This is a genomic window from Streptomyces actuosus, from assembly GCF_016921115.1.
In the GTDB taxonomy this organism is placed as follows: Bacteria; Actinomycetota; Actinomycetes; order Streptomycetales; family Streptomycetaceae; genus Streptomyces; species Streptomyces actuosus_A.
In genome coordinates this window covers 36,833-53,417 of record NZ_JAFFZS010000020.1, presented here as the reverse complement: position 1 = coordinate 53,417, position 16,585 = coordinate 36,833, and the positions used below count along the sequence as shown (strand labels likewise).

Here is a 16,585-nt window from a genome sequence, read left to right as displayed (position 1 = left end):
CCCGACGCGTCCGGCCGTCTCAGCCCTGCCGGGTGTAGATCAACTTCTCCCCGGTGCTCGTGTTCAGCCGCTCCAGCCGCCCGTCCGGCAGCAGCGTGACCGTCGTCGGGGCACCCGGCGAACAGGACGAAGCCGGCTCCCCGGTCGTCACCGTCGACGAACCGATCTCCAACGGTCCTTGCGGACGCGGGCGTTGGGTCAGCTTCGCCTCGAACACGCAGTGGTAGGTGCCGGTGCCTGCGGGACCGTCGGCGACGAGGGTGAGGACCGTGTCGCCCACCTGGCCCTGGCTGATCGTGAGCCGGCGTGGGTTCGCGCCGCCGGCGTTGTCGATCGTCGTCGCCCAGGTGCCCACGTACCCCCCGGGGACCGCGCCCGCCTGCGGCGACGCGGACTCGGTGGACGGCGACGCGGACGGCTCGGTGGGCGTCGGCTCGGTCGAGGGGGACGTGTCGGCCCGCGTCGGCGCCGCGGGGGGCGTCGGATTCGGTGCGGGGGTCTCGCTCCCCCGCATCAGCGCGTACACGGCGCCGCCCGCGGCCAGCGCCACGACCAGGGCGATCACGACGAGGAGGGCGGTGGTGCGGGTGTTGCGCCCGGGCGAGGGCGCGGGGCCGCCGGGTGGAGCGGCCGTGGTGGCCGCGACCGGCGGCGGGCCGTAGGGCGGCGTGGAACCGAGACCGCCACCGGCACCGTAGGGCGGGGCCCCGGCGCCGGGTACCTGACCCCCGGGGCCGTAGGGCGGACCGGCGTAGGGCGGACCGGCGGTCGCCGGGGACGCCCCACCCGCGCCGTACGGCTGCTGGGGCGGGTACGGCTGCTGGGGCTGCTGCGGATACGGCTGCTGCGGGATCGCAGGCAGGCCGGTCGCCCAGCCGCCGGGCTGCTGGGGGTGGCCGTGCGCGGGCGGGGCGTACCCCGCCCCGGGGTACGGCTGCTGGGGCTGCTGGGGGTAGCCGTACGCCTGCTGGGGCTGCTGGGGCTGCTGGGGCTGCTGGGGCTGCTGGGGCTGCTGGGGATAGCCGTACCCCTGCTGGGGCGACGGGGTCTGCGGGTGTGCGGGCGGCGGCACGGGCGGTTCCTGGCCCGCGCCCGGGGCTCCGCCCGGGTCCGCGACGGTCGTCGGCGTGTGCCCCGGCGGCTGCCCGGGCGGGCCCGGGTCCGGCGCCGCGGCCGACGGCCGGACCGGTGCGCCGGCTGCGGCCGGTCCCATGGGCGCCGGCGGGGCAGCGGGCGTGGCGGGGCCGGCGGGGGCGGCCTGCCGCGGGGCGGCGGGCACGCCTCCACCTGCGGACGGCGCAGGCGCTGCCGCGGGCCCCTCCGGGTCCTCCGTGTCCAGCAGCCGCACGGCGTGCCGCCCCAACTGGGCCACCAGGGCGCTCGGCAGCCAGGGGTCGCGGGAGCGGCCGTCGGAGACGGTGTCGTCGGCGCCCGTCCGCTCCAGGACGCGGTCGAGACCGGGGCGGGCACCGGGGTCCTTCTTGAGGCAGTCGCGGACCAGGTCGGCGATGCCCTCCGGCACGCCCTCCAGGTCCGGTTCCTCCTGGGCTATGCGGAACATCAGGGCGTGCACGCCGCTGTTGGCGGAGCCGAAGGGCAGCCGGCCCGTGGCGGCGTAGGCGAGCACCGAGCCGAGGCAGAAGACGTCGCACGCGGGCGTGATGCGGTCGCCCCGCACCTGCTCCGGAGCCATGAAACCGGGCGAGCCGACCAGCGAGCCGGTACGGGTGAGGCCGCCCTCGGTCACCGTCTCCAGGGCTCGCGCGATCCCGAAGTCGATGACCCGGGGACCGTCGATCGTCACGAGCACGTTGGACGGCTTGAGGTCGCGGTGGACGATGCCGGCGGCGTGGATGTCCTGCAGGGCGTGGGCGAGTCCGGCCGCCAGGATCCGCACCGAGCGCTCGGGCAGGGCCCCGTGGTCGTGGCCGACGACCTGCTGCAGGCTGGGCCCGGCGACGTACCCGGTGGCCAGCCAGGGCACGGCCGCCTCGGTGTCGGCGTCCAGCACGGGCGCGGTCCAGTGGCCTCCGACCCGCTGCGCGGCCCGCACCTCCTGGCGGAACCGCTCCCGGAACTCCTCCTGCGCGGCGAGTTCCTCGCGGACCAGTTTGACGGCGACCGTGCGGCCCCGGTCGGACCGGGCCAGGTACACCTCGCCCATGCCGCCCGCACCCAGCCGCGCCAGCAGCCGGTACGCCCCGATCCTCTGCGGCTCCCCCGGCCCCAGTCGCTCCATGGCCGACCGCCCCTCCCCCCGTGCGCGCCCCTCCGACAGCCCGAGGATAGTGCCGGATTCCGGCAGGTGGGCGGGCCGGTCTCTACGGTTGAGTAACAGGTGCGCCCGGGCCGCGGTGCCGGCGGCGGAGTGCCGCCGGCACCGCGGAGGAGCCGTTCCGGCCCTGCGGTCGCACGCCCGCTCGCCATGCCGCGGTGGGCGTGCGGCCGGCCGGCGGCCCGACCGCCGCACGCCGACGGGATCGACAACCTGTCGCGGATCGCCCCCGACCGCAGACAGGACGCCGATACCGCGTCCGCATCCCGGACACCTACGCTCGCCCGCATGACCCCTCATCTGCCCGACCCCCAGGCCGGCGCCGCCGTGAAGGCCGCGGACCGTGCGCATGTGTTCCACTCCTGGTCCGCGCAGGACCTCATCGACCCGCTCGCCGTGGCCGGCGCGGAGGGGTCGTACTTCTGGGACTACGACGGCAAGCGGTACCTCGACTTCACCAGCGGCCTCGTCTACACCAACATCGGCTACCAGCACCCCCGAGTCGTCGCCGCGATCCAGGAGCAGGCCGCGACGATGACGACGTTCGCGCCCGCCTTCGCCGTCGAGGCGCGGTCCGAGGCGGCACGGCTCATCGCCGAGCGCACCCCCGGCGACCTGGACAGGATCTTCTTCACCAACGGCGGCGCCGACGCCGTCGAGCACGCGGTGCGCATGGCCCGTCTGCACACGGGCCGCCCGAAGGTGCTGTCGGCCTACCGCTCGTACCACGGCGGCACGCAGCAGGCGGTCAACATCACCGGCGACCCGCGCCGCTGGGCCAACGACAGCGGCACGAACGGCGTGGTGCGCTTCTGGGCGCCCTTCCTGTACCGGTCCCGTTTCTACGCCGAGACCGAGGAGCAGGAGTGCGCGCGGGCGCTGGAGCACCTGGAGACGACGATCGCGTTCGAGGGTCCGGGGACCATCGCGGCGATCATCCTGGAGACGGTCCCGGGCACCGCCGGGATCATGATGCCGCCGCCGGGCTATCTGGCCGGGGTGCGCGAGCTGTGCGACAAGCACGGGATCGTGTTCGTGCTGGACGAGGTGATGGCCGGGTTCGGCCGCACCGGTGAGTGGTTCGCGGCGGACCTCTACGGGGTCGTGCCGGACCTGATGACCTTCGCCAAGGGCGTGAACAGCGGGTACGTACCGCTCGGCGGGGTCGCCATCTCGCCGGCGATCGCCGAGACCTTCGGCCGGCGGCCCTACCCGGGCGGTCTGACGTACTCCGGGCATCCGCTGGCCTGCGCCGCCGCCGTCGCCACGCTCCGGGTGATGGCGGAGGAGGGCGTCGTCGAGAACGCGGCCCGGCTCGGTGCCTCGGTGGTCGAGCCGGCGCTGCGGGCGCTGGCCGAGCGGCACACATGCGTCGGCGAGGTGCGCGGCACCGGCATGTTCTGGGCACTGGAGCTGGTGCGCAACCGTGAGACGCGGGAGCCGTTGGTGCCGTACAACGCGGTCGGCGAGGCGAACGCGCCGATGGCGGCCTTCGCGGCGGCGGCCAAGGAGCACGGGCTGTGGCCGTTCGTGAACATGAACCGGACGCATGTGGTGCCGCCGTGCAACGTGACCGAGGCCGAGCTGAAGGAGGGCTTCGAGGCGCTGGACGCGGCGCTGTCGGTGGCCGACCGGTACGCCGTCTGAGGCGTGCCCGGATCCCCGGCGGTGCCCCGGCCCGGCGGGGATCCGGGCGATGACGCTACGCGGGTAGGGCGGCCCGGCTGCCGGAAGCGTAAGGTGGCGTGCTCGTGGAGGCGGATCCCCAAGATCCCCGAGATCCCCGAGACCCCTGGGACCACTGGGACCACTGAGGGCGATCACAGGGATCACGGAGGTCACGCGGATCGCCGAGTCCGACGAGCACGCCACCCGCACGTGGAGAGGGAGCCACCCGACCATGCCCGGCAGCACCGGAAACGGCGCCGTGACCCGCAGCACCCTGCGGCAGCAGATCGCCGACGCGCTTCGCGACGAGGTGCTGGCCGGCCGGCTGGGGCCGGGGCGGGCCTTCACGGTGAAGGAGATCGCCGAGCAGTACGGCGTCTCCGCGACCCCGGTGCGCGAGGCGCTGGTGAACCTGTCCGCGCAGGGCTTGCTGGAGGCCGACCAGCACCGGGGCTTCAGGGTCCGCGAGTACTCCGTCGAGGACTACCGCGACATCATCGAGGCCCGCAGCCTCGTCATCGAGGGGATGTTCCTCGCCCTGGACGACGGCCACCGGGGCTACCGGAACCTGGAGGACCCGCAGCTGGCGGGCGCCGTGGTCGGGGTACGGCGGCGTGGCGAGGAGGCGCAGCGGGCGGCGGCGGCCGGCGACCTCATCGTGCTGATCGGGTACGACCTGCGGTTCTGGCGCGAGCTGAGCGCCCTGTTCGGCAACCCCTACCTCGCCGACTTCCTGCACCGGCTGCGGGTGCAGTCCTGGGTGTGCGCGGTGCAGCATCTGCGGCGCCTGCCGGATCTGCGGGGCCGGCTGTGGGCGCGCCACACGGAGCTGGTCGACGCCCTGCTGCGACGGGACACCGAGGCGGCACGGGCGATCGTCACCGCGTACAACGCGCACTCGCTCGCCGTGATCGAACGGCTCGCGGACGGCTGAGGACCCCCGGTGGGGGTACGGGACCTTCGGGCACCGACTAATCTGCCTTGACCACCGCGTGTGCCCCCTGTTGCCGTGCGTTGTTGTGTGAGGAGCCCTCTTTGGCCTGTGACCTGTGGCTGGTACCGCTCGTCGACGTGTTGTGCCACACGCCCGACAACCCGTTCGCCGAGGAACTCGCGCAGTACAACAAGGTGCTTGCCGAGTCCGGACTCCCGCCGGTGCCGGTGTACCAGTACATGCCGGGGCTGTCCGGCGAGGTCGCCCCGGTGGCCGGCTTCGACTACGACGCCCTGCATTTCCTGCGCCGCGCCTACCTGCTCCAGGTGTGCGGGCTGCCGGTGACGCCGGTGGACGAACTGGGCGGCGACTACGAGCAGTTGCTGGAGATGTTCGAGACCACGGCCCAGCAGTCCCATCTGGTGTGGCACTACGACCATGCGGGCGCCTACGTCCCTCTGGACTTCCCCACTCCCCTGTTCGACGACGAACTGCTGGCGGGGGGCGGCCCGTTGGGCTCAACGCATGCGCTGCTGCGGGAGCTTGAGCAGGTCGCGGCGGCGATCGGCATCGACCCGGCCAACCCGCCGGCCGCGCCCGAACCGCCGCCCGCCCCGACGGACCTGGAGCAGCCGGCCGCCCCGGCGCCGCACGACCCCAGCCCGTTCGCCCGGGAGCGCCACGTCTGGCTGGGGCTGCACGCGGCGGCGACGCGGAGCCTGGCCCAGGGCTCGATGATCGTGTTCAGCTGACGGCCGGGCCGCCGGCGCCCGTGGGCCGTCGGTGCGACGAGCACGTCGGGCGGGGCTCATGCGACGAGCCTGATCTCCGGCGGCCACAGCACGCCCTCGGCGAGCAGGAGCGCCGGCCCCAGATGGACGGGGCACACGTACAGGTGGGGGCGCCGGTAGCGGACCACCTCGAACCGGGCCGGCTCTCCGCACCCGGTGCCGTCGACCTCTCCGCCGTACGGGCCTCGGCACCGCACCACATGCTCGGCCATGCTCCGATTCGAACGCGAAACGGGCGCCTCCGCTTGCCGGAGGCGCCCGTTTCCCTGCGCCGTTGCGGACGTGTGACCCGCGGGGGCCCGCGGCCGCACGCAGGCCGCGCCCTACAGGAACGAGTTGATCTCGATCGTCTCGTCCCGGCCAGGGCCCACGCCGATCGCGGAGATCGGGGCGCCGGACATCTCCTCCAGCGCCTTGACGTAGTTCTGGGCGTTCTTCGGCAGGTCGGAGAAGGACTTGGCCTGGGTGATGTCCTCGGACCAGCCCGGCAGCGTCTCGTAGACCGGCTTCGCGTGGTGGAAGTCCGTCTGCGAGTACGGCAGCTCCTCGACGCGCCTGCCGTCGATCTCGTACGCCACGCAGACCGGGATCTGCTCCCAGCCGGTGAGGACGTCGAGCTTGGTGAGGAAGAAGTCGGTCAGGCCGTTGACGCGGGTCGCGTACCGGGCGATGACGGCGTCGAACCAGCCGCAGCGCCGGTCACGGCCGGTGGTGACGCCCCGCTCGCCGCCGATGCGGCGCAGCGCCTCGCCGTCCTCGTCGAAAAGTTCCGTCGGGAAGGGTCCCGCGCCGACGCGGGTGGTGTAGGCCTTGAGAATGCCGATGACGCGGCCGATCCTCGTGGGGCCGACACCGGCGCCGGTGCAGGCGCCGCCGGCGGTCGGGTTGCTGGACGTGACGAAGGGGTAGGTGCCGTGGTCGATGTCGAGCAGGGTGCCCTGGCCGCCCTCGAACAGCACGACCTTGTCCTCGTCCAGCGCCTGGTTGAGGACGAGCACGGTGTCGGCGACGTACGGCCTGATCTGCTCGGCGTAGCCCAGCAGTTCCTCGACCACCTGGTCCGCGGCGATGGCCCGCCGGTTGTAGAGCTTGGTGAGGACCTGGTTCTTGACGTCGAGGGCCGCCTCGACCTTCTGGTGCAGGATCGACTCGTCGTAGAGGTCCTGCACGCGGATGCCGACGCGGTTGATCTTGTCGGCGTAGGTGGGGCCGATACCGCGCCCGGTGGTGCCGATCTTGCGCTTTCCGAGGAAGCGCTCGGTCACCTTGTCGACAGTGACGTTGTAGGGCGTGATGATGTGCGCGTTGCCGCTGATGAGGAGCTTGGAGGTGTCGACACCGCGCTCATTCAGGCCGCTCAGCTCGGAGAGCAGGACCGAGGGGTCGACGACGACGCCGTTGCCGATGACAGGCGTGCATCCGGGGGAGAGGATTCCGGAAGGGAGGAGGTGGAGAGCATACTTCTGATCGCCGACGACCACCGTGTGGCCGGCGTTGTTGCCGCCCTGGTAGCGAACGACATAATCCACCGAGCCACCGAGCAGGTCGGTGGCCTTTCCCTTGCCTTCGTCACCCCACTGAGCACCGAGCAGCACAAGTGCGGGCACGCGCGTACACCCCTTCCGGGCGGGGCATGTCCAAGGTCAGGGGCGTACGCGGACGGTCTTCCGTCGCGTGCACCGCGACCGTCGTCGGCCGCCAACCGTCGGACCGGGTGCCCCGGAATAGACGAAGCCCCTGGCGCAATAGCGCAAGGGGCTCTTGCACAAAGATGCTACCCGAGGAAGCGAGGCAGGACCGAGGTGGCGACTTATCCGGCGTCCGAACAGCTGCTGGTGATCATCGACCCGGTCGCCCGGCGGACGGACGGAGAGTCGGTCCGGATCGCGAAAGACGTGCTCAGCGCGGGTGCGGCGACGAAACTGTGTCTGCCGAACGGACCCGAGGAGTTCGCCCGCGCCCTGGCGCGGCGCGGGGCGCGGCGGCCGGTGGTGGTGGGTGACGACCGGGCGCTCGTCCGGGCGGTGTCCCTGCTGCACCGGCGTCGGGAGCTGGCCGGATCCGTACTGTCGGTGGTCCCGGTCGGGAGCACGCTGTCGCTGGCCCGTTCGCTGGGCGTGCCGACCGGCGCGGTGGCGGCGGCCCGGGCCGTGCTGGACGGGGACGTGCGGCGGCTGGACGTCCTGGTGGACGACAGCGACGGGGTGGTGCTCGGGGCGGTGGGGATCCCACCGGTGCGGGAGGAGGCGCCCCGGGAAGCCGACGCGGTGCCCGCGGACGGCCACCCCTGGCTGCGGACCTGCCAGTCGCTGGTGCGCACGCTGGTGCCGCTGCGCCCCGCCCGCCCACTCGCCGCGACCGGGCCCGCCCGGCTGCGTGTGGAGGTGGACGGCGCGACGGTGGTGGACCTGGACCAGCCGGTCGAGGCGGTGTCGCTGACGCCGGGTGCCGCGGGTTCGGCCCTCGTCGAGGTCCGCCCGGTCTCGGTCGGCTCGGAGGCGCCCCCGGTGCGGGCGGAGGGGCGGATCGTCTCCGTCTCCGGCGGGGACTTCCGCTACCGGGCGGACGCGCAGGTGGTGGGGCCGGTACGGCGGCGCACCTGGACGGTGGTGGAGGGGGCGCTGGGAGTGACCCTGCCGACGCCCGTGTGACCCGCTGAGGTCCGGGCGGGCCCAGCCCCGCCTCGGGGTCCTCCCGGGGCCGGGGGCGAAGGGCCGGCCGTGGGGTCCGCGACCGAGGGAGGGGCGGCAGGCGGTGGGCGGCCGGCGGCTCAGGACGTGCCGAACAGCTTCTCGCGGTGCACCCGCCAGCGTTCCATCATCGCGGCCACGTCCCTCTCGATGAACTCGAAGAAGGCGAGGGTCTCGGTGAGGCGGCGCCCGGCCGGGGTGTCGGGGCCGAGGCTGGTGACGCCCTCGCGCAGGGCGTCCTCCCACCGCTTGATGATCGCCTCGCGGTTGGTGAGGGCCTCGTACCACTGGTCGCTGTGCACGCGGTACCGCTCCCGGCGTGACCCGGGCTCGCGCTCGCGGGAGAGCATGTGGACCTGGGAGAGGTAGCGGACCGCGCCGGAGACGGCCGCGGGGCTGATCTGCAGCTGTTCGCCCAGCTCTGCGGAGGTCAGGGTGCCGGTGTCGGAGGCGAGCAGCGCGGTGAAGACCCGGGCGGGCATCCGCGGCAGCCCTGCTTCCACGAGCTGCGCGGCGAAGTGCTCGACGAAGCGGGAGACCGCCTCGGGATCCCTGGGGTACCCGTCCGCCGTCGTCGGCTCGGTCATGCCGCGATCATCTCCCCTGTTCAGGCATCGCCCACGAGTCTAACGTCGATTCAGGCCCTTCCTTAACTTCACAAATTTCTGAAGCAAGCGTACGTTCGGGTCCATGACGAAGGCAATCACCGTCTCCGGACTGCACAAGTCGTTCGGCCGCACCCCGGCGCTGGACGGCCTCGACCTGGAGGTCGGCACCGGAGAGGTCCACGGCTTCCTCGGCCCCAACGGCGCCGGAAAGTCCACCACCCTGCGCGTCCTGCTCGGCCTGCTGCGCGCCGACGCCGGCACGGCACAGGTGCTCGGCCGCGACCCCTGGAGGGACGCGGTGGAGCTGCACCGGCACATCGCCTACGTCCCCGGCGACGTCACCCTGTGGCGCAACCTCTCCGGCGGCGAGGTCATCGACCTGTACGGACGCCTGCGCCAGGGGGGCCGCGCGGAGCGCGGCGGGCGTTCGGACGGGCTCGACCCCCGGCGGCGCGCGGAGCTGATCGAGCGGTTCGAACTCGACCCCACGAAGAAGGGGCGGACCTACTCCAAAGGCAACCGGCAGAAGGTCGCCCTCGTCGCCGCGTTCGCCTCCGACGTCGATCTGCTGATCCTGGACGAGCCGACCGCGGGACTGGACCCGCTGATGGAGGAGGTCTTCCAGCGCTGCGTGGCGGAGGAGCGGGGGCGCGGCCGGACGATCCTGCTGTCGTCCCACATCCTGAGCGAGGTCGAGCAGCTCTGCGACCGGGTGAGCATCATCCGCAGGGGCCGCACCGTCGAGAGCGGGTCGCTGGCCGACCTGCGCCACCTGACCCGGACGAGCGTCGCCGCCGAACTGGCCGGCCCGCCCGACGGACTCGCGCGCCTGCCCGGCGTCCACGACCTCGACGTGCAGGGCCGCCGCGTCCGGCTCCAGGTCGACACCGACCGGCTGGACGCCGTGCTGCGCCGGCTGAGCGAGGCCGGCGTGCGGTCGCTGACGTCGACGCCGCCGACGCTGGAGGAGCTGTTCCTGCGTCACTACACCGCCGACGACGACGAAGAGGCGAGGTGACGTCATGACGACCGCCTTCGCCGTACGGACCGGCAGCACGCGCCAGCTGGCGGGCACCGGCACGCTGCTGCGCTTCGCGCTGCGCCGCGACCGGGTGATGCTCCCGGTGTGGATCGCGGTGAACACGCTCATGGTCCTGTCGATGCCGAACGCCCTGGGGGCGGTGTACCCCACCGAGGCCGACCGCGTCGGCCTGATGCGGCAGATGCAGGCCAACTCCTCCCTGCGGGCGATGATCGGCCCGGTCTTCGGCGACTCCGTGGGCGCCCTGACGGCCTGGCGCATCGGGGTGTTCGCCGCCGTCCTCGCCGCCGTCATGAGCCTGCTCGTGGTCGTCCGGCACACCCGTGACGAGGAGGAGAGCGGCCGGCAGGAACTGGTGGCGTCCGGGATGGTGGGGCGCCGCGCCTCCCTGACGGCGGCGCTGCTGGCGGCGGCCGTCGCCGACGGTGTCCTGGCCCTGCTGCTGGCGGTGGGCCTGGCCGGACAGGGCTCGGCCGGGGCGGTGGCCTTCTCGCTCGGCGTCGCGGGGGTCGGCCTGCTCTTCGCGACGACGGCGGCGATCGCCGCGCAGCTGACGGAGAGCGCACGCCTGGCGCGCGGCCTGACGTCCGCCGTGCTGGGCACCGCGTTCGTGCTGCGCGCGGCGGGCGACGCGGCGACGGACGACGGCTCGTCGGTGCTGACCTGGCTGTCGCCCCTGGGCTGGGCGGAGAATCTGCGCGCCTACGCCGGGGAACGCTGGTGGGTGCTGCTGCTGTTCGCGGCGGCGGTTGCGGCGCAGGGGGCGGTGGCCTACGCCCTGGCGGGCCGGCGTGACGTGGGGATGAGCTTCCTGTCGACGCGGCCCGGACCGGCGGCGGGCCGGCTGGGCTCGGCGGGCGCCCTGGCATGGCGGTTGCAGCGCGGCAGCGTGCTGGGCTGGTCGGCCGGCTTCCTGATCGCCGGGGTGGTCTACGGCGGGATGGCCGAGGGTGCGGCCGACCTGGTCGGTGACAACGCGCAGGCCCGCGAGATCTTCGAGCGGATGGGCGGGCAGGCGGCCCTGACGGACGCGTTCCTCGCGGCGATGGCGGGCGTGATGGGCCTGGTCGCCACGCTGTACGTGGTGGGGTCGGTGCTGCGCCTGCACGGCGAGGAGACCTCGGGCCGGGCCGAGGCGGTGCTGGCGGGGCCGCTGGGCCGGCTGCGCTGGGCCGCGGGCCACCTGCTGGTCGCCTTCGGCGGGGCGGCGTGGCTGATGCTCCTGGCGGGCCTCGGGCTGGCCGCCGGTCACGGCCGGGAGGCCGGCGCGCTGGTGGGCGCCTGCCTGGTGCAGGTGCCGGCGGTGTGGGTGCTGGGCGGGGCGGCGGTGCTGCTGTACGGCCTGGTGCCGCGTGCCGCGCCGACCGCGTGGGGCGTCGCGGGCGCCGTCGTGCTGATCGGCTGGATCGGCCCGGCGCTGGACCTGCCGCAGAGGGTGCTGGACCTCTCCCCCTTCGGCCACCTGCCGAAGCTGCCGGGCGGGGCGATGCACTGGTCGCCGCCGCTGGTGCTGCTGTGCCTGGCCGCGGCCCTCACGGCCACCGGACTGGCCGGCCTGCGCCGGCGGGACATGACCACCTGAACCCGCCGCCCGGCGGTGGCGCGGCCGGCCGCGCCACCGCCTCGCGACGCGACGCGCCCGCGCCCGCGCCCCCGCAGGGCACGTGCGGGCGGGGTGGACGGGAGGTGGTGGGGCTGCGGAAACCCGTCGGGGGCGCGCAGGACGTCCCTTCCGGGCGTGGGAGCGCGGATGCAGGCCGCCGCGGGGTGTCTGACCGCGGCCGTGGGGGCGGGCGCGGGCCTGGCGCTGTGGTGCGTCGGGCTCCGCCACCGGTTCTGGCGGTTCGAGCAGTCCCCCGACCGGAGCGTTGCGTACGCCGAGTTGCCCCTGGCGGTCCTCGGCGGCACGGCCGCCGCTCTCGTCGTGGGGGCCCTGGCCCGCCGCCTCAGATCACGACGGGCAGGGCGGTGAGCCCCCGGATCACGAAGTTCGGCTTGCGGGCGGGCTCGGCGGCCGGGGCGAGGGCGGGAGCCCGGGTGAGCAGGGCCCTCATGGAGGCGGCCAGCTCGACGCGGGCGAGCGGGGCGCCGATGCAGTAGTGGATGCCTGCGCTGAAGGAGATGTGGGGGTTGTCGGAGCGGGTGAGGTCCAGGCGCTCGGGCGCCCGGAAGACCGCCGGGTCGTGGTTGGCGGACCCGAAGAGCATGGCGATCTCGGCGCCGCGCGGGATCGTCGTCCCGTCGATCTCGATGTCCTCCAGCACCCAGCGCTCGAACAGCTGGAGCGGGGTGTCGTACCGCATCAGCTCCTCCACCGCGGTGGGGACCAGCCCGTGGTCGGCGCGCAGGGCCGCCAACTGCTCCGGGTGGCGGAAGAGGGCCCACCAGCCGTTGACCGTGGCGTTGACGGTGGCCTCGTGGCCGGCGTTGAGGAGCAGGACGGCGGTGGAGACCATCTCCTGCTCGGTGAGCCGGTCGCCCTCGTCGTGCGCGGCGATCAGCCCGGAGATCAGGTCGTCGCCGGGCTCCCGGCGGCGGGCGGCGATCAGGTCGCGCAGGTAGCCGGAGAACTCCACCGACGCCCGTACGGCCCGGCGGGCCACCTCCTCCGGCGGATTCAGCTCGTACATCCCGCAGATGTCCGCCGACCAGGGGCGCAGCAGGTGCCGGTCGCCCTCGGGGATGCCCAGCATCTCGGCGATCACGGCGACGGGCAGCGGCTCGGCGACGTCGGCGAGCAGGTCCCCGCCGCCCCGCCCGACCAGGCCGTCGACCAGGTCGCCGGCCAGCCGCTCGACGTACGGCACCAGCCGCTCGACCGTCCGCGGGGTGAACGCCTTCGACACCAGGCGCCGGATCCGGGTGTGGTCGGGGGGCTCCAGGTCGAGCATGCCGTGGTCGTTGAGGGTGTGGAACGGCTCGTGCTCGGCGGGCGGCGGTGTCCGCCCGAAGTCCTCGTGCGCGAACCGGTGCAGGTACGTGCGCCCCAGCCGCCGGTCCCGCAGCAGCGCGGACACGTCCGCGTGGTGCGGGACGAGCCACTGGTCGGTCGGCTCGTAGTACAGGACCCGCCCGCGGCCGCGCAGCTCGGCGTAGGCGGGGTAGGGGTCGGCGAGGAACGCCGGGTCCCAGGGGTCGAAGGCGAGACGGGTGGGGGCTGGCATGCCCGGACGCTAACGCGTGCGGGACGCGCGTGGCCAGGGTGCGGTCGGCCGCGGCACCCCGTCAGCCAGGCGTCACCAGCCTCGCCTCGTAGGCGAACACCGCCGCCTGGGTGCGGTCCCGCAGGCCGAGTTTGACGAGGACACGGCTGACATGGGTCTTGATCGTCGACTCGGCCACGACCAGCCGTTCGGCGATCTCCGCGTTGGACAGGCCCTGGGCGATCAGGATCAGGACCTCCGTCTCGCGTTCGGTGAGGTCCCCGTAGGGGGCCCGGGCGCCGGCGCCGGGGTGCGTCGGCGAGGGCGCCGGGGTGACCGGCAGCCTGGAGAACTCCGCGATCAGACGCCGGGTCACGGAGGGAGCCAGCAGCGCATCCCCGGCCGCCACCACCCTTACGGCGTCGGCCAGTTGACGGGCCGACGCGTCCTTCAGCAGGAAGCCCGAGGCTCCCGCGCGCAGCGCCTGGTAGACGTACTCGTCCAGGTCGAAGGTGGTGAGGACCAGCACCTTGGCCGTGCCGCCCGCCGCGACGATCTCCCTGGTGGCCTCGATGCCGTTCAGCTCGGGCATGCGGATGTCCATCAGGACGACGTCCGGGGACAGTTCGCGGACCTTCGCCACGGCCTCGCGCCCGTTGACGGCCTCGCCGGCCACCTCGATGCCCGGCATGGCGTTCAGCAGGACCGAGAAGCCCTCGCGCACCATCATCTGGTCGTCCGCGATCAGGACGCGGACGTGCGCACCTGCCCCGCCCGCGGTACCCGCCGCGCCGGCCGTGCCCGTCATGTCTCGTCCTCGCCGGTGGTCCGCGCGGGCAGGAACACCGAGACCTCGTAGCCTCCGTCGGGCCTCGGGCCCGCCGTCATCTCACCGTTCAGCATCGTGACGCGTTCGCGCATGCCGGTCAGGCCGTGGCCCGCGCCCGGCGAGGGCTTCGGTGTCGAGCGGTTCGGGGGTGGGGAGTTGACCATGCGCAGTCCCAGCCCGCCGATGACGTGGCCGATCTCCACCCGGGCCGTCGCGCCGGGGGCGTGGCGGAGCGTGTTGCTCAGTGCCTCCTGGATCATGCGGTAGGCGGACAGCTCCACGCCCGGCGGGAGTTCGCGGACGGCGCCCGTGACCGTCTTCTCGACCGTCAGGCCCGCCTCCCGCACGTTCGCCAGCAGGGCGTCCAGGTCGGCGAGGGTCGGCTGGGGGGCGTCGGGGGCCTGGTGGTCCTCGGCCCGCACCACGCCCAGGACGCGACGCAGTTCGGTCAGGGCCGCCACCGCGTTCTCCCTGATCGTGGCGAAGGCCTGGGCCAGCTCCGGGGGCGGGTCCTCCACCCGGTAGGGGGCGGCTTCCGCCTGGATCGCCACCACCGACATGTGGTGCGCCACGACGTCGTGCAGTTCCCTGGCGATGGTCGTGCGCTCCTCCAACAGGGTGCGCCGGGAGCGTTCGTGTGCGGTCGCCGACTGCTGGGCGGTCACCTCCTGCCGGGCCTCGCGGCGGATGTGCCGGACGGTGACCGCCAGCAGCGCGATCGCCGACAGGAACAGGAACTCCATCGTGTCCGAGCCGTAGACGTGACCCGCGAACGGCTCCGACAGCAGTCCGTAGAGCGCCGTCAGCAGCCACATCCAGGCCGCGGTGCGCGGGCGGGTGCGGAGCGCCACCAGCGTGAGCACCATCAGGTGCCCGGCGAAGGTGCCCGGCTGCCACGGCCAGGTGTCCAGGTCCCAGCCGAGCACGGCGAGCAGAGGTATGGAGGCGAAGGACAGCCAGAACGCGGCGACGGGCCGCAGCAGGGTCGACGCGACCGCGGCCGCGGGCAGCAGGCTCAGCAGCAGATACGCCGGGGACCCCAGGTCCTCGCCCACCGAGACGCCCGCCATGAGGGCCAGCCACGCCATGAGCAGCACGAACGCGTGCCGCCCCCACACCGCGGGGCGCCTGAGCGACGGCGGCAGGCGCCGCACGATGAGCGCCTCGGCGCTCGACGGGGGCAGGGGGCGGTAGGCGAGGGCGTCCTGGATCAGGTCCCGCCGCATGCCGCGCAGGGCCGCCATCACCGCCCGGACCTCCGGGCTGCGCGGCACGTACGCGGCGAAGTCGCCGTCCAGGGGGGCCGTCCCGGCCCCCCTGGACGGCCCCGTGGTGTGCGTCTTGCTGGTGTCGGTCACGCGAGAACCGTAGGCCGCCCCTGCCGCCGCGGTCGTCCCCTGGGAGACGGGTTCGGGGCCCTCCGCCTCAGGTACTACGGCCGCGCCGGCCCCGGTTCGGGCGGACCCGGGCGAGCGGGACCCCGGACGGGCGGACCCGGGCCGGCGGAGGGACCCGGTGCCCGGGAAACCGGTGCCGGGCGGGCCGGTCCGTCCCGGGTCTCACCAGGCCAGCTGTGCGATCTCCTCGGCCACCACCGCGCACGCGTCGGCCGCCGGGTCGATCAGGGGGAAGTGGCCGACGTCCTCCAGCAGCGTCAGTCCGACGATCTCGCCCGCCTTCGCCGCCGCGTCCGCGTAGGCCTCGGCGACCGCCTGCGGCACATCGAGGTCGGTGCGGCCCTGCACCAGGGTGGTGGCGATGCCGGTGGGCAGCAGCAGGGCCGGGTCGGCGTACGGCCGGCGATCGGCGAACCCCTCCTGACCGCCGAGCAGTTGGAGCGAGGCGTTCCCGCACACGTCGAGCTTCTCGGCGACCGCCAGGTCGGCGATCGGGGCGAGCGCGACCACACCGCGCAGCGGGGCGGGGCCCTCGGTGCGCCAGGGTGCGTCGGGGGGCAGGACGTGCCGGGCCGCCGCCCACAGCGCCAGGTGCCCGCCCGCCGAGTGGCCGGTGAGCACGGTGCGGCGCGGGTCGGCCTGCGGCAGCGCCTCGCGGGCGAGGACGGGCAGCGCGTCCAGCGCGGCGGCGACGTCGTCGAAGGTCTCCGGCCACCGGCCGGCCACGGCGGGATGCTGCTCGGCGCCCCGCCGGTACTCCACGCTGGCCACGGCGAACCCGCGCCGGGCGAGGAAGCCGGCGAACGGGCTGACGTGCCGCCGGTCGTGGGGGGATCGCCACGCGCCCCCGTGCAGGACGACGACCAGGGGTGCGAGGCCGCCCGGGCCGCTCAGGCCGCCCGGGGCGTAGAAGTCGATCACCTGGTCGGGGTGGTCGCCGTAGGGGGAACTGATGTCGGGGTCGACGGGCGGGTGCGAGAAGGCCGACTCCTCCTCGGCGGCGGCCCGGGTTGCGGCGACGTCGTCCGGCATGCTCCAACCTCTCAGCGACGAAACGGACTTGGTGAACCGGGTCGTGGTGGACCAGGAGAGAAATAGGCCGTTGGCCGGGACGTTATCAGGCCGGTGACGTGCACCGACACCGTGGATGTGACGCAGGGTGAGGGGTAAACGGTTCTGCAGTTTCGTTACGCTGCCGGGGTAGCGTC

Annotated in this window: 15 protein-coding genes; 7 read left to right on the top strand and 8 right to left on the bottom strand. The window is 74.0% G+C overall.

All coding sequences use genetic code 11. The features are described from left to right. Positions 1-19: 19 nt before the first annotated feature. Positions 20-2,239 (bottom strand): serine/threonine-protein kinase, encoded by a 2,220-nt coding sequence (locus JS756_RS23160; protein ID WP_205385105.1) that lies wholly within the window; start codon positions 2,237-2,239, stop codon positions 20-22. Positions 2,240-2,563: 324 nt separating this feature from the next. On the opposite strand from JS756_RS23160, the gene JS756_RS23155 reads away from it, so the two are divergent. The 3 genes from JS756_RS23155 (at position 2,564) to JS756_RS23145 (ending at position 5,629) form a co-directional block, all read left to right on the top strand. Beyond that, positions 2,564-3,922 (top strand): aspartate aminotransferase family protein, encoded by a 1,359-nt coding sequence (locus JS756_RS23155; protein WP_205385104.1) that lies wholly within the window; start codon positions 2,564-2,566, stop codon positions 3,920-3,922. Between the two features lie 253 nt (positions 3,923-4,175). Then, positions 4,176-4,877, top strand: coding sequence for a GntR family transcriptional regulator (locus JS756_RS23150; protein ID WP_205385103.1), 702 nt, complete (start codon positions 4,176-4,178; stop codon positions 4,875-4,877). Positions 4,878-4,978: 101 nt separating this feature from the next. After that, positions 4,979-5,629: a putative DNA-mimic protein gene (locus JS756_RS23145; RefSeq protein ID WP_205385102.1), complete on the top strand. Its 651-nt coding sequence runs from the start codon at positions 4,979-4,981 to the stop codon at positions 5,627-5,629. A 56-nt stretch (positions 5,630-5,685) separates the two neighbouring features. Here the strand turns inward: JS756_RS23145 and JS756_RS23140 are convergent, their stop codons facing one another. After that, on the bottom strand, positions 5,686-5,880 hold the full coding sequence (locus JS756_RS23140) for a hypothetical protein (RefSeq protein WP_205385101.1): 195 nt from the start codon (positions 5,878-5,880) through the stop codon (positions 5,686-5,688). 111 nt (positions 5,881-5,991) lie between these two features. Then, positions 5,992-7,275 (bottom strand): adenylosuccinate synthase, encoded by a 1,284-nt coding sequence (locus tag JS756_RS23135; RefSeq protein ID WP_205385100.1) that lies wholly within the window; start codon positions 7,273-7,275, stop codon positions 5,992-5,994. A gap of 195 nt (positions 7,276-7,470) precedes the next feature. Between JS756_RS23135 and JS756_RS23130 the strand changes: the two genes are divergently transcribed. Beyond that, positions 7,471-8,319, top strand: a complete 849-nt coding sequence (locus JS756_RS23130; protein ID WP_205385099.1) for a diacylglycerol kinase family protein — start codon at positions 7,471-7,473, stop codon at positions 8,317-8,319. 119 nt (positions 8,320-8,438) lie between these two features. On the opposite strand, the gene JS756_RS23125 is transcribed toward JS756_RS23130, so the two are convergent. Further along, positions 8,439-8,945, bottom strand: coding sequence for a GbsR/MarR family transcriptional regulator (locus tag JS756_RS23125; protein ID WP_205385098.1), 507 nt, complete (start codon positions 8,943-8,945; stop codon positions 8,439-8,441). A gap of 103 nt (positions 8,946-9,048) precedes the next feature. On the opposite strand from JS756_RS23125, the gene JS756_RS23120 reads away from it, so the two are divergent. From JS756_RS23120 to JS756_RS23110, 3 genes are all read left to right on the top strand, one after another. After that, positions 9,049-9,984 carry an ABC transporter ATP-binding protein gene (locus JS756_RS23120; RefSeq protein ID WP_205385097.1) on the top strand — a complete coding sequence of 312 codons (936 nt, stop codon included), beginning with the start codon at positions 9,049-9,051 and terminating at the stop codon, positions 9,982-9,984. Positions 9,985-9,988: 4 nt separating this feature from the next. Continuing rightward, positions 9,989-11,590 (top strand): ABC transporter permease, encoded by a 1,602-nt coding sequence (locus tag JS756_RS23115; RefSeq protein WP_205385096.1) that lies wholly within the window; start codon positions 9,989-9,991, stop codon positions 11,588-11,590. A 168-nt stretch (positions 11,591-11,758) separates the two neighbouring features. Beyond that, positions 11,759-11,980 (top strand): hypothetical protein, encoded by a 222-nt coding sequence (locus tag JS756_RS23110; protein ID WP_205385095.1) that lies wholly within the window; start codon positions 11,759-11,761, stop codon positions 11,978-11,980. Here JS756_RS23110 and JS756_RS23105 read toward each other — a convergent pair. The 4 genes from JS756_RS23105 to JS756_RS23090 form a co-directional block, all read right to left on the bottom strand. Further along, positions 11,955-13,172, bottom strand: a complete 1,218-nt coding sequence (locus JS756_RS23105; RefSeq protein WP_205385094.1) for a cytochrome P450 — start codon at positions 13,170-13,172, stop codon at positions 11,955-11,957. The two genes, JS756_RS23110 and JS756_RS23105, sit on opposite strands and share 26 nt — an antisense overlap. 61 nt (positions 13,173-13,233) lie before the next feature. After that, positions 13,234-13,959 carry a response regulator gene (locus JS756_RS23100; RefSeq protein WP_205385093.1) on the bottom strand — a complete coding sequence of 242 codons (726 nt, stop codon included), beginning with the start codon at positions 13,957-13,959 and terminating at the stop codon, positions 13,234-13,236. Next, on the bottom strand, positions 13,956-15,338 hold the full coding sequence (locus tag JS756_RS23095) for a sensor histidine kinase (protein ID WP_205385092.1): 1,383 nt from the start codon (positions 15,336-15,338) through the stop codon (positions 13,956-13,958). Before JS756_RS23095 ends, JS756_RS23100 begins: the two co-directional genes overlap by 4 nt. Before the next feature lie 201 nt (positions 15,339-15,539). After that, positions 15,540-16,409 (bottom strand): alpha/beta hydrolase, encoded by an 870-nt coding sequence (locus JS756_RS23090; RefSeq protein WP_205385091.1) that lies wholly within the window; start codon positions 16,407-16,409, stop codon positions 15,540-15,542. Positions 16,410-16,585 lie beyond the last annotated feature (176 nt).

Coding starts and splice junctions, on each gene's coding strand:
- JS756_RS23160 (WP_205385105.1), bottom strand. CDS start 2,239: ATGGAGCGACTGGGGCCGGGGGAGCCGCAGAGGATCGGGGCGTACCGG.
- JS756_RS23155 (WP_205385104.1), top strand. CDS start 2,564: ATGACCCCTCATCTGCCCGACCCCCAGGCCGGCGCCGCCGTGAAGGCC.
- JS756_RS23150 (WP_205385103.1), top strand. CDS start 4,176: ATGCCCGGCAGCACCGGAAACGGCGCCGTGACCCGCAGCACCCTGCGG.
- JS756_RS23140 (WP_205385101.1), bottom strand. CDS start 5,880: ATGGCCGAGCATGTGGTGCGGTGCCGAGGCCCGTACGGCGGAGAGGTC.
- JS756_RS23125 (WP_205385098.1), bottom strand. CDS start 8,945: ATGACCGAGCCGACGACGGCGGACGGGTACCCCAGGGATCCCGAGGCG.
- JS756_RS23120 (WP_205385097.1), top strand. CDS start 9,049: ATGACGAAGGCAATCACCGTCTCCGGACTGCACAAGTCGTTCGGCCGC.
- JS756_RS23115 (WP_205385096.1), top strand. CDS start 9,989: ATGACGACCGCCTTCGCCGTACGGACCGGCAGCACGCGCCAGCTGGCG.
- JS756_RS23110 (WP_205385095.1), top strand. CDS start 11,759: ATGCAGGCCGCCGCGGGGTGTCTGACCGCGGCCGTGGGGGCGGGCGCG.
- JS756_RS23105 (WP_205385094.1), bottom strand. CDS start 13,172: ATGCCAGCCCCCACCCGTCTCGCCTTCGACCCCTGGGACCCGGCGTTC.
- JS756_RS23100 (WP_205385093.1), bottom strand. CDS start 13,959: ATGACGGGCACGGCCGGCGCGGCGGGTACCGCGGGCGGGGCAGGTGCG.
- JS756_RS23090 (WP_205385091.1), bottom strand. CDS start 16,409: ATGCCGGACGACGTCGCCGCAACCCGGGCCGCCGCCGAGGAGGAGTCG.